This is a genomic window from Ferrovibrio sp., from assembly GCF_035304305.1.
Taxonomy (GTDB): domain Bacteria; phylum Pseudomonadota; class Alphaproteobacteria; order Ferrovibrionales; family Ferrovibrionaceae; genus Ferrovibrio.
Map to the genome: position 1 here is coordinate 154,408 of NZ_DATGQG010000054.1, position 14,582 is coordinate 168,989.

The 14,582-nt window shown below is 66.7% G+C and carries 13 protein-coding genes; 3 read left to right on the top strand and 10 right to left on the bottom strand.

The genetic code is table 11. From position 1 onward, the window contains the following. The first annotated feature begins 1 nt into the window (after nt 1). The gene (locus VKZ87_RS07040) at nt 2-907 is read left to right on the top strand and encodes a DMT family transporter (protein ID WP_324220539.1); all 906 of its coding nucleotides are present in this window, start codon (nt 2-4) and stop codon (nt 905-907) included. 24 nt (nt 908-931) lie between these two features. On the opposite strand, the gene argB is transcribed toward VKZ87_RS07040, so the two are convergent. Genes argB through rpmH form a run of 6 tightly spaced genes read right to left on the bottom strand, consistent with a single transcriptional unit; the run spans nt 932 to nt 5,160 of the window. Continuing rightward, entirely contained in the window at nt 932-1,846 is a 915-nt protein-coding gene (gene argB, locus VKZ87_RS07045; protein WP_324220540.1) for an acetylglutamate kinase, read from the bottom strand. 46 nt (nt 1,847-1,892) lie between these two features. Further along, complete coding sequence (gene yihA / locus VKZ87_RS07050) at nt 1,893-2,549, bottom strand: ribosome biogenesis GTP-binding protein YihA/YsxC (protein WP_324220541.1); 657 nt, start codon at nt 2,547-2,549, stop codon at nt 1,893-1,895. 5 nt (nt 2,550-2,554) lie between these two features. Further along, entirely contained in the window at nt 2,555-4,384 is a 1,830-nt protein-coding gene (gene yidC, locus VKZ87_RS07055; RefSeq protein ID WP_324220542.1) for a membrane protein insertase YidC, read from the bottom strand. Then, nucleotides 4,384-4,641, bottom strand: coding sequence for a membrane protein insertion efficiency factor YidD (yidD, locus tag VKZ87_RS07060; RefSeq protein WP_324220543.1), 258 nt, complete (start codon nt 4,639-4,641; stop codon nt 4,384-4,386). The genes yidC and yidD overlap by 1 nt, the downstream gene beginning before the upstream one ends. Further along, nucleotides 4,638-5,015: a ribonuclease P protein component gene (gene rnpA, locus VKZ87_RS07065; RefSeq protein ID WP_324220544.1), complete on the bottom strand. Its 378-nt coding sequence runs from the start codon at nt 5,013-5,015 to the stop codon at nt 4,638-4,640. The genes yidD and rnpA overlap by 4 nt, the downstream gene beginning before the upstream one ends. Before the next feature lie 10 nt (nt 5,016-5,025). Further along, entirely contained in the window at nt 5,026-5,160 is a 135-nt protein-coding gene (gene rpmH, locus VKZ87_RS07070; RefSeq protein ID WP_324220545.1) for a 50S ribosomal protein L34, read from the bottom strand. 270 nt (nt 5,161-5,430) lie between these two features. Between rpmH and rpmB the strand changes: the two genes are divergently transcribed. After that, a complete protein-coding gene (rpmB, locus tag VKZ87_RS07075; protein WP_324220546.1) occupies nt 5,431-5,727 on the top strand; it encodes a 50S ribosomal protein L28 in 297 nt (98 codons plus the stop codon). Between the two features lie 65 nt (nt 5,728-5,792). Here the strand turns inward: rpmB and VKZ87_RS07080 are convergent, their stop codons facing one another. Further along, the gene (locus VKZ87_RS07080) at nt 5,793-6,773 is read right to left on the bottom strand and encodes an esterase-like activity of phytase family protein (protein WP_324220547.1); all 981 of its coding nucleotides are present in this window, start codon (nt 6,771-6,773) and stop codon (nt 5,793-5,795) included. Nucleotides 6,774-6,840: 67 nt separating this feature from the next. On the opposite strand from VKZ87_RS07080, the gene VKZ87_RS07085 reads away from it, so the two are divergent. Further along, the gene (locus tag VKZ87_RS07085; RefSeq protein ID WP_324220548.1) at nt 6,841-11,043 is read left to right on the top strand and encodes a PAS-domain containing protein; all 4,203 of its coding nucleotides are present in this window, start codon (nt 6,841-6,843) and stop codon (nt 11,041-11,043) included. A 9-nt stretch (nt 11,044-11,052) separates the two neighbouring features. Here the strand turns inward: VKZ87_RS07085 and cobT are convergent, their stop codons facing one another. From cobT to VKZ87_RS07100, 3 genes are all read right to left on the bottom strand, one after another. Next, nucleotides 11,053-12,924 (bottom strand): cobaltochelatase subunit CobT, encoded by a 1,872-nt coding sequence (cobT, locus tag VKZ87_RS07090; RefSeq protein ID WP_324220549.1) that lies wholly within the window; start codon nt 12,922-12,924, stop codon nt 11,053-11,055. Between the two features lie 15 nt (nt 12,925-12,939). Continuing rightward, entirely contained in the window at nt 12,940-13,941 is a 1,002-nt protein-coding gene (cobS, locus tag VKZ87_RS07095; RefSeq protein ID WP_324220550.1) for a cobaltochelatase subunit CobS, read from the bottom strand. A 72-nt stretch (nt 13,942-14,013) separates the two neighbouring features. After that, entirely contained in the window at nt 14,014-14,412 is a 399-nt protein-coding gene (locus VKZ87_RS07100) for a J domain-containing protein (RefSeq protein WP_324220551.1), read from the bottom strand. Nucleotides 14,413-14,582: the final 170 nt, after the last annotated feature.

Consider the following 14,582-nt stretch of genomic DNA (forward strand, 5'->3'; position numbering starts at 1 on the left):
CATGTTTGCCGTCCTGCGCGCATCGCGCTTCTATCCGCTGCTGCTGCTCGTCGCGACAGGCAGCACCCTGGGCCTCGCGCCGCCCTTCGCCAAACTGGCCACCTCGGCCGGCATCCCGGCAATCGCCTTCGCGTTCTGGCAATACGGCCTTGGCGGCCTCGGCCTGCTGGCACTCGCCATGCTGTCCGGCGCGCGCCCGCCGCTCGGCCGGACGCATCTGCGGTATTATGCGATCAGCGGCCTGATCACGCTGGCCCTGCCGAACGTGCTGGTCTTCCTCGCGGTGGCGCGGATCGGCGCCGGCCTGCCCAGCATCGTCTACGCCTTCCCCGCCATGCTGACCTATGCCATGGCGCTGGGCATGCGCATGGAGAAGCTGGCCTGGACGCGCGCAGCCGGCATCGGCCTCGGCCTCATCGGCATCCTGATGATCGTCGGCCCGCGCTCGGGGCCCATCGACGAGGCCGCCCTGCCCTGGATGCTGCTGGCCTTCATCGCGCCGGTCTCGCTGGCGGCCGGCAACATCTATCGCACACGGGCCTGGCCGAAGGATGCCGCGCCGCTGGCGCTGGCCGCCGGGACCCTGCTCGGCGCCGCCGTCTGGCTGCTGTTCGCCTGCCTGGCGATGGATCTGTTCTACATGCCCGCCGGCATCGCGGAGCCCGACTGGGTGCTCGCCGCGGCCGGGCTTTTCGCCTGCCTGAGCTTCATTCCCTATTTCGAGCTTCAGCGCGTCGCCGGACCGGTTTACCTGAGCCAGATCGGCTATGTGATGGCCGCCACCAGCCTCGCCATCGGCACCTTCGTGTTCGGCGAGCGCTACAGCCTGGTGGTCTGGCTTGCCGTTCTGGTGATCGTTGCCGGCATCCTGCTGGTCAACCGCCGGCCGGCGCAGAAGCCGGCCTGATCGCGGCGCCCCCGATGCGAGCGCTCAGTGCGAGCGCTCGATCATGGTACCCACGCCATGGGCGGTGAAGAGCTCGAGCAGCAGCACATGCGGAATGCGGCCGTCGAGGATATGGGCCGCCTGCACGCCGCCGCGCACGGCATCGAGGCAGGTTTCCACCTTCGGAATCATGCCGCCCGAGATCGTGCCGTCGCCCATCAGAACCAGGGCTTCCTTTGCCGTCAGCGTCGGGATCAGCTTCTTGTCCCTGTTCAGCACGCCGGCGACATCGGTCAGCATCAGCAGCTTGGAGGCGCCGAGCGCGGCGGCAATGGCGCCGGCCGAGGTATCGGCATTGATGTTGTAGGTCTCGCCCTGCTCACCCACGCCGATCGGCGCGACGACGGGGATGACATTGGAGTTGAGCAGGGTGCGCAGGATTTCCGGATTGATGCGCACCGGCTCGCCGACGAAGCCGAGGTCCAGCAGCTTCTCGATGTTCGAGCCCGGATCGCGGACGCTGCGGCGCAGCTTGCGGGCCTCGATCAGCTTGCCGTCCTTGCCCGACAGGCCGATGCCGGTGCCGCCGGCGGCGCCGATCGCACTGACGATCTGCTTGTTGATCGAGCCGGCCAGCACCATCTCGACGATCTCGACCGTCGCCTGGTCGGTGACGCGCAGGCCATCGACGAATTCGCTCTTGATCTTCAGCCGCTCAAGCATGGCGCCGATCTGCGGCCCGCCGCCATGCACCACGACCGGATTGATGCCGACCTGCTTGATCAGCACGATGTCGCGGGCGAACTGCTCGGCCAGCTTCTCGTCGCCCATGGCATGACCGCCATACTTGATGACCATGGTATGCCCCGCGAATCGGCGCATATAGGGCAGGGCCTCCGACAGCACGTTGGCGGTCTGCTGCAGATGCGCTTCCAGCGGCATCGGGCCGGAGGTCTTCATGGTCGGGCTTCTTCCTGGTTGGCGTGACGAGGGATGGTTATACGGGTCAGGCGGCCAGGGCCGCAAGTTCGGCCCGGAGCTCCGGAATGCCCACCCCCTCCTCGCTGGAGGTTACGCGGATCACCGGGTGGGCGGCGACATGGCGCTTCAGCACGGCGGCCGTGGCGGCCTCGACCTTCGCCAGATCGGCCTTCGAGGTCTTGTCGGCCTTGGTCAGCACCACCTGGTAGACCACCGCCGACTGGTCCAGCAGCTTCATGATGTCTTCATCGCCGGGCTTCAGCCCGTGGCGGCTGTCGACCAGCAGACAGACCCGGCGCAGTTCCGGCCGGCCCTTCAGGTAGGCGCGGGTGGTCTCGGTCCAGGCTTCCGCCTTCGCCTTGCCGACGGAGGAATAACCGTAACCCGGCAGGTCGACGAGGCTGAGCCTGCCCTGGCCGAGATCGAAGAAATTGAGCTGCTGCGTGCGGCCCGGCGTGTTGGACACCCGCGCCAGCGCCTTGCGGCCGGTCAGCGCATTGACCAGCGAGGATTTGCCGACATTCGAGCGGCCGGCGAAGGCGACCTCGGGTCCGCGCGCCGGCGGCAGCTGCGCCAGGGTCATGGCACCGGCGAAGAATTCGCAGGGACCGGCAAAGAGAAGCCGGCCGCGTTCCAGCGCGGCCGGCGTCAGCTCTTCCTCCGCGGCCGGCAGTTCGGCCATCGGACTTACTTCTTCGGTTTGGCGGCGACCTTCGCCGGCGCCGGCTCGGGTTTCTCGGCGCCGCCGCCGATCTTCACGCCCATCCGCTTCATGATCACATACTGCTGCAGGATGCTGAGCAGGTTGTTCCAGGTCCAGTAGATCACCAGGCCGGCGGCGAAGCTGCCGAGCATGAAGGTGAAGACCACCGGCATCAGGGCGAAGATCTTCTGCTGCACCGGATCGGGCGGCGTCGGATTCATCTTCATCTGCGCCCACATGGAGATGCCCATCAGGATCGGCCAGACGCCGATCGAGATGATTGCCAGCGGGCCGAGATCGGGCACGCTCCAGGGCAGCAGGCCGAAGCCGTTGAGCCAGGAGGTCGGGTCCGGCGCCGACAGATCGCGGATCCAGCCGTAGAACGGCGCATGCCGCAATTCGATGGTGATGTAGAGCACCTTGTACAGCGCGAAGAAGACGGGGATCTGCAGCAGGATCGGCAGGCAGCCGGCGGCGGGATTGACCTTCTCCCGCTTGTACAGTGCCATCAGTTCCTTCTGCATCATCTCGCGGTTTTCGCCGTAGCGCTCGCGCAGCTTCTGCATTTCGGGCTGCAGTTTCTTCATCGCGCTCATCGCCACATAGGACTTGTAGGCGAGCGGGAAGAAGATCAGCTTGACGATGACGGTGAGCGCCAGCATCGCCAGGCCGATATTGCCGAGCAGGCCCTTCAGGAAGTCGATGGCGTGGAACATCGGCTTGGTCAGGAAGTGGAACCAGCCCCAGTCGATCGCCAGCTCGAAACGCGGAATGCGGTGCTGCTCCTCGTAGCGGTCGATCAGCTTCACTTCCTTGGCGCCGGCAAACAGCAGGCTGGTGGATTCGATGCTCTTGCCCGGCTCGAGCTGCTGGCCGCCGCCGAGATAATCGACCTGGAAGCGGTCGGGCCCGTTGCCCTTGGCGACGGTGAAGCGCGCCTTCACATTCTGCTCCGGAGCGGGCACCAGGGCGGTCAGCCAGTACTTGTCGGTAAAGCCGATCCAGCCGCCGACCGAATTCACTTCGACGGGCTCGCCCGGCGCGAGATCGCCATAGGCATGCTCCTGCTTGGTGCCCTCATCGCCGGCGGCGTCGCGGAACACGCCGAGCGGGCCTTCATACAGAATATAGAGACCGTCGGTCTTCGGCAGGCCATGACGCGAGGCCAGCGCATAGGGGAACAGCGTGACGGCCGCGCCGCCGCGATTCTCCACCTTCTGCGTCACGGTGAAGAGATAGTTGTCGTCGAGATTGATGACGCGCGTGAACACCAGGCCCTGGCCGTTGTCCCAGGTCAGCGTCACAGGCTGCCCCGGCCGCAGCACGTCCCTGTCGGCCGTCCACCGCGTCTGGCCGTCCGGAACGGCAACGCCGCTGCCAGCCGCCGTCCAGCCGAACTCGGCGTAATACGGCGACGGCCCGCCGGCCGGCGAAAGCAGATGGATCGGCTGGCTGTCGGGTTTGATGGTTTCCTTGTATTCCGGCAGCGTGATGTCATCGATGCGGCCACCGACAAGGTTGAGCGAGCCGACCAGCCGCTTGCCCTCGATCTTCACGCGGGGCGCCGCAGCCAGCGCCTTCTCGCGCGTGATGGTTTCGGCCACCTGCTGCGCCAGGCTGGGCAGCTGCGGCAGCGCAGTGGTTCCCTCCTGACCCGGCGACGGCTGCGGCACGCTGGCCTGCTGCTCGCTCTGCTGCACCGCCTGCTGCTGGCGCAGGCGCTCCTGCTTCGGCGCCTCGACCAGCAGCTGGAAGCCAAGCAGGATCGCCACCGACAGGGCGATCGCGATGATGAGATTCTTCTGGTCGGACATCAGACTGAGCCTTGCTGTACGGAAGACGTTTGGCCGGCAGGCGGTACGGGATCGTAGCCGCTGCCGCCGAAAGGATTGCAGCGCGCCAGACGGCGCACCGCGAGATAGCTGCCCTTCAGGCCGCCGTGCCGCTCCAGCGCTTCCAGCGCATAGCAGGAGCAGGTCGGCTGGTAGCGGCAGTTATGCCCGATCCAGGGCGACAGGAACAACCGGTAGGCCTGGATGGGGAGAGCAGCGAGGCGGGCGAGCGGCGTCATGCCGCACCGGACGCCGCGTCGGGCGTTTCGCCCTGCCACAGCTTCAGCCTGCGCAGGGCCGATTCCAGATCCCGCCGCAGGGCGGCGTAGTCCCGCGACGGCGTCGCCTTCCGGGCAACGAGAACATAGTCATGGCCGGCAGCGGCATGGCCTGGCATGATTTCGGCAGCGAGCGCCTTGAGTCGCCGCCGTGCCCGGTTACGGGCCACGGCATTGCCGACCTTGCGGGAAGCGGTGAAGCCGATCCGGCGGCTGCCGGTAGGCCCGGGCGCGACCTGCAGCAGCAGGCCCGGCAGGGCTACCCGCCGTTCGGCCGCCTGCACCCGGAGATAATCCGCGCGGCGGCGGAGTCGATCGACGCCGCCCGACGCCATAGCGGGTTGATCAGGCCGAGAGCTTCTTGCGGCCGGCAGCCCGGCGGCTGGCGATGACCTTGCGGCCGCCCGTGGTCGCCATGCGGGCGCGGAAACCATGGCGGCGCTTGCGCACCAGCTTGCTGGGTTGATAGGTCCGTTTCACAGCGGCTCTCCGTCTGACTGCCGCCTTTTATCGCGGAAAACCGCGAAAAAGACGAAAACACGCATATAGAACTGCGGGGGCCCGCGAGGACCCCCGGCAAAATCGGTCCCGCTGTATACGGGGTCATATCAACAGAGTCAACGCGGGATCGCCGGCCCTGCCGGGCGGAAGCCGCGCGCGACCGGGCAATGCCGGTTGACGCGCCGGGGGCCAGACCCTATAACCGGCCGCCAATTTTGCGGAAACACGGAAGTTCAAGAGGATTTTATCATGGCTCGTCGTTGCGAGGTTACCGGCAAGGGCGTTCAGACCGGAAACAATGTGAGCCACGCCAACAACAAGACCCGGCGTCGGTTCCTGCCGAATCTGAAGGTCGTCACGCTGATCAGCGAGGCCCTCGGCCGCGACGTGCGCCTGCGGGTGTCGAGCCACGGCCTGCGCTCGGTCGAGCATAACGGCGGCATCGACAACTGGCTGCTGAAGACCAGCGACTCCCGCCTCTCGGACGAGGCCCGGGTGCTGAAGCGCAAGATCAAGAAGGCGCTGGCTGCCAAGCAGGCCGCCTGATCCGCGCTGCCGCACAGGCAGAGTTTCGGACGCCCGCCTCTCCGGCGGGCGTTCTTTTTTCCGGATCAGGGCCGCAGCCGGAAGACCATCAGCAGCGTCCGCTGCAGCGGGTTTCGGTTGTCGTCCGACATTACATAGAGCCAGGCCGAGCCGTCCGCCGCGCGGCGGACATCCAGTGCCTCCATGTTGTCGACGGACCAGGGCCGGGCCCATTCCGCAACGACGCCGGAGGGCAGCGGCCCCGGTATGGCGAGCGCCGCCGCAGGTGTGCGGCGCAGGCGCGCCTTCGGACCTTCCAGCAGCGTGAAAAAGCGCTCGAGCACCAGCACGTCGCCCGCGCCTGCAACATTCGCCGGGATGACCGCGGCATCGGTGGGCCGGAATCCATCGCGCAGCGGCCAAGCGAGATCGCGCCATCCTGTGCCGCTCTTCAACCAGGCCGCGCTTGCCTCTTCGCCCGCCGCCAGCTCCTCGCTGAACAGCAGCAGCGCTCCGCCGGGCAGAGCCGCGATGGCTTCGACGCCGCCATTGCTCGGCTGTTCAACGGCGGCAAGTGGCAGCGCCACTTCTCCGGTGGCCGGGCCGCCGGGCTGCGCGTAGGTCCAGATCCTGTGCGAGCGTTCGAACGCCACCAGCCAGCGGCCATCGCCGGTGCGGCGCAGCGCCTCGGCATCCCTGTCGCGACGCGTCGCGACGGGTCGGCCGGCCTGATCAAGCAGCGGCAGAATTTCAGCGCGCGCGATGCCAGTCGGGACCGCCTCGTTCGCAGCGAATTCGAGACGCAGCCAGTGACCGGTATCGGAAATGGCCCATAACCCGCCGCCATCCGCATCGACGACAAGCCCGGAATAGCCGCCAAACCGCGAATCCTCGCCAGCCAGTATCAGTCCACCGAGATAATCCAGCCGGCCCAGGGTCTTTTCGGACGGCTGTTCGGGATTGAGTTCCAGAATCGCGCTGCGCACCGTGATCGGCTCGGCCGCCGCCGGCCGGATGAAACCGCAGAATGCCAGCGCCAGCAGGGCCGGAAGCAACAGGACCGGCATGAGTCTATAGTGCAGGGGAGCAGGCATCCGTTATGCTTTCCTCGCGCGTCGAATGGGATGGCAGCATATGCCGGTCAGAACCGCCAGCGATATCCCGGATACCCAGTCCCGGGTCAGCAGCCCGGCCAATGCGATCCGGGCCTCGATTTTCTTTGTCTGCATGCTGCTGCTGATCCTGGCCGGCGTCTTCGGCTGGCATCTCTATCAGCAATACGGCCAGGAAATCGCGCGCGGCCAGGGGGCAGTCCGCTCGCTGGCGACCGCGCTGGACGAACATGCCAGCCGTACCTTCGGCGCCGTCGACATTTTCCTGCTCAGCCACGCCGACGGTCTGAGCGGCATGGCCGGCGCCACACCGCTGACCGGCCTGTCGGCGCTGCGCGAGCGGATGAATGCCCGGCTCGCGGAACTGCCCCAGGTGCGCGCCTTCCTGGTTCTCGACGAGAACGGCGACACCATCATCGACAGTGACAGCCTGACGCCCCGGCCGTTCAACGGCGCCGACCGGAAGTATTTCCGGATCCATGTCGCCAATGCCCATGCCGGCCTGTTCGTCGGCGAACCGGTGCAGAGCCGGATCAACGGCAAATGGGCGATCAGCGTCAGCCGCCGCTTCAGCAAGCCCGACGGCAGCTTCGGCGGCGTCATCGTCGCCGCGGTGGATCCCGGTTACTTCCACAGTTTCTACCGCGCGGCGCAGCCGACCGAGGATGCCGCGCTGGTGCTGTATCACGAGGACGGCACGCGGCTCGCGCGCGTACCGTTCAACGAGTTCAGCACCGGCAGCTCGGCCGCCCACCTCGCGCTGTTCACCGAGCACCTCAAGCTGTCGAACAGCGGCGTATTCCTCGCAACCCGGCAGTCCGACAACGCGCAGCGCTACGTCGCCTACCGGCGCGTCGGCGGCCTGCCGCTGGTCGTCTCCAGCAGCCTTTCGGTCGCCGATATTCTGGCGACCTGGTACCAGAACGTGTTGTCCGGCATTTTCGCCATCGTCGTCGCAGCGGCAGCGGCGATGGTCTTCCTCGCCATGCTGCGCCGCCAGATCCATCGCGCCCATGCGGCCGAGATGCTGCTGAGCGATGCAGTGGAATCGATGGGCGATGGCCTGCTGCTCTACGACCATCAGAACCGGCTGACGCGCTTCAACCGCCAGGCCGTCGAACTGCTGCCCGCGCTTGCGCAGTTTGCCGGCAAGCTGCCTATACCCTTCGAGAATGTCATGCTGGCGGTGGCCGACGAATTCGGCGCGGCTTCCACCGCAGAGCGTCGCGCGCGCCATCTGGCGCTCCGGCAGGAAACGCTGTTCCGGCGCCGGGAACCCTTTTCCTTCGAGGCCCGGCTGAGGGATGGCCGCTGGCTGCGTTTCTCGATGAGTCCGACGCGCGACGGCGGCGCCGTCGACATCGTCACCGACGTCACCGCGCTGAAACGGGCCGAGCAGCGGCTGCGCGACGCCATCGACAGCCTGTCGGACGGCTTCGCGCTCTACGGGCCGGACAACCGCCTCGTGCTCGCGAACCGCTCTCTCTACGAGCTGACCGGCCACGACCCCAACGTGGTCAAGCCCGGCATCAACCACGACGAGATCATCGAGATCGTGCGAAGGCGGCGCGAGGCCTTCTGGCCCGACGTCGACCATGACGCCTATATCGAGGCACTGCGGATGCAGCAGCGCCATCCGACGGGCCGTCCGATCGACCGGGAGTACCTGCCCGGGCGCTGGCTGCGCAGCGTGCGGCACCGGACCGCGGACGGCAGCACCATTTCCGTCGTCACCGACATCACCGATCTCAAGCTGGCCGGACTGCGGCTGCGCGATGCCGTGGAAGCGCTCGGCGAGGGCTTCGCGCTCTACGACCGCGACGGCTATCTCGTCATGGTCAACCGGCATTTCTATACCCTGACCGGCCATGACCCCAACAGGGTCAGGGTCGGCACCCACAACGACGAGGAGATGCGCCTGATCGCGCAGTACCGCGATCGGCTGGCGCCGGGACTCAATCTCGACAACTTCATCGAGACGCTGCGGAAGGATTTCTGGAATCCGAGCGGCAAGCCAATCGACGCGGAGGTGTTTCCCGGCCGCTGGCTGCGCATACAGCGGCGGCGCACTGCCGATGGCGGCGTCATTTCGATCATCGATGACATCACCGACCTGAAGCTGGCCGAGCAGCGCCTGCGCGACGCCATCAGCGCCATCAACGAAGGCTTCGTGCTGTACGATTCCGAGGACAGGATCCGCCTCTTCAACCAGCGGTTCGTCGATTACTTCTGGGTGCTGGCCGACATCATCGAGCCGGGCCTCAGCTTCGACGAACTGCTGCGCGTCGGCGTCGAGCGCGGCGTCTTCGATACCGGCGGCAGGGAACTGGAAACCTGGCTGGCCGACCGCAAGGCCGACCACCGCAACCCCTCGGGCCCGATCGAGCGGCGCCTGCCCGACGGACGCTGGCTGCTGGTCCGCGAACACCCCACCGCCGATGGCGGCATCGTCGGCATCGGCACTGACATCACCGCCATCAAGCGCGCCGAGCGGCAGCTGCGCGACGGCATCGAGGCGATCTCCGAAGCCTTCATGCTGTACGACAGGAACGACCGCGTCGTGATGTTCAACCAGCGGATGCTGGACTACTATCCGGCGACGAAGAACCTGATCCGGCCCGGCGCCACCTTCGAGGAAATGCTGCGCGGCGCCGTCGCCCGCGGCCAGATCGTCATCGACGGCGATGTCGAAGAATGGATCGAGGAGCGCCTGCGGACGCACCGCAATCCCGGCCCGGTCATGGAACGGCAGACCACCGACGGCCGCTGGATGCTGGTGCAGGAGCAGCGCACCGCTGATGGCGGCATCGTGGCGATCGCCCGCGACATCACGGCGCTGAAGAGCCAGCAGGCGGCGCTGCAGCGCCATGTCTCGGAACTGGAGGCTGCCAACCGCCAGGTCGAACAGCAGGCCTTCCAGCTGCGCGAACTGGCGGACCGCTTCGCCATCGAGAAGGACCGCGCCGAAAGCGCCAACCGCGCGAAGTCGGAATTCCTCGCCATGATGAGCCACGAGATCCGCACGCCGATGAACGGCGTGCTGGGCACCATCGGCCTGCTGCTCAACACCCAGCTGTCGCCGCACCAGCACAAGCTGGTGACCACTGCCCGCGGCTCGGCCGAGCACCTGCTGACGCTGATCAACGACATCCTCGACTTCTCCAAGCTGGAAGCGGGCCGCATCGATCTCGAAGCCATCGATTTCGACCTGCCGCACCTGATCGAAAGCGTGGTGTCGATGATGAACCCGCGCGCCGTGATGAAGGGCCTGCGGCTGTCGAGCTGGCTCTCACCCGACGCACCGCGCTTCCTCAACGGCGATCCGGGCCGGCTGCGCCAGGTGCTGTTCAACCTGCTCGGCAATGCGATCAAGTTCACCGCCAAGGGCGAGGTCAACATTCTCGTCGAGAGCGCGGCGGAACCGGACGGCCGGCACCGACTGACCTTCAGGGTGCGCGACACCGGCCTCGGCATCGCCGCCGACAAGCTGGACCTGTTGTTCAGCCGGTTCAGCCAGGCCGACAGTTCGATCGCGCGGCGCTTCGGCGGCACCGGACTTGGTCTCGCGATCTCCAAGCAGCTGGTCGAGCTGATGGACGGCGAGATCGGCGTCACCAGTGAGCCCGGACAGGGCAGCACCTTCTGGTTCGCCGTGCTGCTGCCGGAAGGCGCGCCGGTGGAGATGGCGACGCCGGCGGCACCGGCCGAGACAACAACGGCATCGGCGGCCCGGGGCCCGCTGCGCGTGCTGGTCGCCGAGGACAATCAGGTGAACCAGATGGTGATCAGCATGATGCTGCGGCAGATCGGCCATCAGGTCGACGTAGTGACCAACGGCATCGAGGCCTGCGAACAGGTCCAGAAGGCGCCCTACGATCTCGTGCTGATGGATGTCCAGATGCCCGAGATGGACGGCATCGCCGCGACCCAGGCGATCCGCAGCCTGCCGGCGCGATGCTCCGGCATCCCAATCATCGCGCTTACAGCGAATGCCATGGAGGGTGACCGCGAAACCTATCTTGCTGCGGGCATGAACGATTACGTCGCCAAGCCGATCGCGCTGCCGCAGCTTCTGGCGGCCATGAACCGCGTGCTGGATCGCCCGGTCATCACGGCCGGATTGGCAACGCCGGAGGCCGGGCCGCAGGGCGAACAGGGCCTGAGCGAAGCCGCGAAGGCCGGCCTCGGCGACCTGCTGGCATCGCTGAAAAAGCTGAAGCGGTAGGCCGCGGAATCAGGCGGCGCGGCGGGATCGTCCGGGGCCGCGCGGCTGCGATGCAGCCGGCGTCTCGTCGAAGAGTTCGGCCAGCCGCTCCATCATCGCGCCGCCGAGCTGCTCAGCGTCCACGATGGTGACCGCGCGCTTGTAGTAGCGGGTGACGTCATGGCCGATGCCGATGGCGGTCAGTTCGACCGGCGAGCGGCGCTCGATCCATTCGATCACCTCGCGCAGATGGCGGTCGAGGTAGTTGCCCGGATTGACCGACAGCGTCGAGTCGTCAACGGGAGCGCCATCGGAAATCACCATCAGGATGCGGCGCTGTTCGGGCCGGGCGAGCAGGCGGTCGTGGGCCCAGAGCAGCGCTTCGCCGTCGATATTCTCCTTCAGCAGCCCCTCGCGCAGCATCAGGCCGAGATTGCGCCGCGCGCGCCGCCACGGCGCGTCGGCCGCCTTGTAGACGATGTGCCGCAGGTCGTTGAGACGACCCGGCTGCGGCGGCTTGTTCTCGGACAGCCATTTCTCGCGGCTCTGGCCGCCCTTCCAGGCACGCGTCGTGAAGCCGAGGATTTCCACCTTCACCGCGCAGCGTTCCAGCGTGCGGGCGAGGATGTCGGCGCACATCGCCGCGACGGTGATGGGGCGGCCGCGCATCGAGCCGGAATTGTCGATCAGCAGCGTCACGACGGTGTCGCGGAATTCGGTATCGCTTTCCTGCTTGTAGGAGAGCGGCAGGGTCGGGTTGGCGACCACGCGCGCGAGACGGGCGGCGTCGAGGATGCCTTCCTCGAGGTCGAAATGCCAGGAGCGCGACTGCTTCGCCATCAGGCGGCGCTGCAGGCGGTTGGCCAGCTTGCCGACGACCGATTGCAGGTGGCTGAGCTGCTGATCGAGATGATGGCGCAGCCGCGCGAGCTCCTCGGCGTCGCACAGATCGTCGGCGCTGATGACCTCGTCGAACTGCTTGGTGAATGCCTTGTAGGTCGGCTCGCGGTTATGGCCGGTGAGATCCGATTGCGGCGGACGGCGGCCCTTGCCGGCCTCTTCTCCGGAGCCCGCAACCTCCTGCTCCATGCCGGCTTCGGCTTCCATCTCGGCTGCTTCGCCGCCGGACGCATCAGCCGCGTCGGACTGGTCCATGCCGGCGCTGGCGGCCTCGCCCTGCTCGGAATCCTGGCCCTCGGACTGGCTCTGCGGCTGGTCGCCCTGGCTGTCCTCGGATTCGCCCTCGTCTTCCTCGTCGAGGTCGTTGCCGTCCTCATCAAGCAGATCGAGATCCTTGATCAGCTTGCGGGCCACCTTGGCGAAAGCCCGCTGGCTGTCGATGTTCTCGAACAGCCGGTCGAGATCCTCGCCGCCCTTCTCCTCGACCCAGTCGCGCCACAGCGCCACCATCTTCTGGGCCGATTCCGGAATTTTCTCGCCGGTCAGGCGTTCGCGCGCGATCAGGCCGACCACGTCGGCGAGCGGCGCCTCCGAACGGTCCTTGACCTTGGCATAGCCGCGGCTTTTGCAGCGGTCTTCCAGCGCAGCCGCCAGATTCTTCGCCACGCCGGACATGCGGTTGGCGCCGATCGCCTCGACGCGCGCCTGTTCGATGGCGTCGAATACCGCACGGGCCGTGCCGCCCTGCGGCAGCAGCCTTGAATGTAGTGCATCGTCGTGATGGCGCAGCCGCAGGGCCATCGCATCCGCCATGCCGCGGATCTGCGCGACTTCTTCCGCCGGCAGGTCGCGACCGGGCACCGGCAGGCGGGCCCGCTTGCCGCGCAGTCCGGGCGTTTCCGGACCGAAGCTGACCTGGAGGTCACGGTCCTGGGAGATCGCCCGGGTGGCGGCAGTCAGGGCACGCTTGAACGGTTCTGCGGGACTCTCTGGCTTGGCCATCGCGCCGGATATGCCTTACCTGAGATCGGCCTTCGCCGCCGTCTCGGGCAGCTCCTCGCCGAAGCAGCGCTGGTAGTATTCCGCCACCATCGGCCGCTCGAGCTCGTCGCACTTGTTGAGGAAGGTGAGCCGGAAGGCAAAGCCGACATCGCCGAAGATGCGCGCATTCTCGGCCCAGGTGATCACCGTGCGCGGGCTCATCACCGTGGAGATATCGCCATTGATGAAGCCGGCGCGGGTCAGTTCCGCCACGGCCACCATGTTGCGCACCGTCTTCTTGCCCGCCTCGCCGGTATAGGTCGGCGACTTGGCGAGCACGATCGCGACTTCATCCTCGGCCGGCAGATAGTTGAGCGTGCAGACGATGCTCCAGCGGTCCATCTGGCCCTGGTTGATCTGCTGCGTGCCGTGATAGAGGCCGGTGGTGTCGCCGAGGCCGACTGTGTTGGCAGTCGCGAACAGACGGAAGGCCTTATGCGGCCGGATGACGCGGTTCTGGTCGAGCAGGGTCAGCTTGCCCTCGACTTCCAGCACGCGCTGGATGACGAACATTACATCCGGGCGGCCGGCATCGTATTCGTCGAAGACCAGCGCCACCGGCGACTGCAGCGCCCACGGCAGGATGCCTTCACGGAACTCCGTCACCTGCTTGCCGTCGCGCAGCACGATGGCGTCCTTGCCCACCAGGTCGATGCGGCTGATATGGCTGTCGAGATTGACGCGCACGCAGGGCCAGTTAAGCCGGGCGGCGACCTGCTCGATATGGGTCGACTTGCCGGTGCCGTGGTAGCCCTGCACCATGACGCGGCGGTTATAGGCAAAGCCCGCCAGGATCGCGAGCGTGGTTTCGCGGTCGAACCGGTAGGCGCTGTCCAGATCGGGGACATGCTCGGTCGGCTGGCTGAAGCCGGGCACTTTCATGTCGCTGTCGATACCGAACACGTCGCGGACGGAAACGGTGATATCCGGCAGATCGGTGGCCGGCGTGGCAATGGACTTGGTCTGGAGGGCCGTCATCTCACTCTCGGTCGTCTGGTGGCTTGCTTGGCCTTTTCGTGGGGCCTGAGTAGCGGCCCGCCTGGAAATCGCTCAAGTATAACCGCGCGATTGCAGGAAGGCATAGGCCTGGTTGATGCTTTTCAGCTGTTCCTCGGCGGCCCGGTCGCCACCCCTTGTATCGGGGTGATACCGCTTCACCATCGTCTTGTATTGCGCCTTTATCACGGCTTTTCGTAACGGCAGGGTCAGCTTGGCCAGCTCGAACCCCAGCGTCACCAGCGCTTCCCGGACATCCGGAGGCAGCCGCAGCTCGGCCTCGCTCTTGCGTCGCCCGGCCCCGATCCGGATCCCCACATCGGCGAGGATGCCCAGATCGTCCTTCACCCAGACCTGCGGCTCCTCGCGCTGAGGCTTGGTCCCGAGCCGCCAGGTCGGGCGGTGCCCCAGCACGTCTTCGCGCTGGTAGCGCTCGATCTCATCGGGACTCATGCCCCGAAAAAAATCCCATCCGGCATTATACTGCCGCACATGGGGCAGACAGAAAAACCAGCGCCCGTCCCGTGGTTCCCGGCTTTTTGGGGCCGGATACAGCCCCTCTTCGCTGCATCCCGGATGATTGCAGCGGTTCGGCCGGCTGCGGCCGAAAGCAGCCTCCAGAT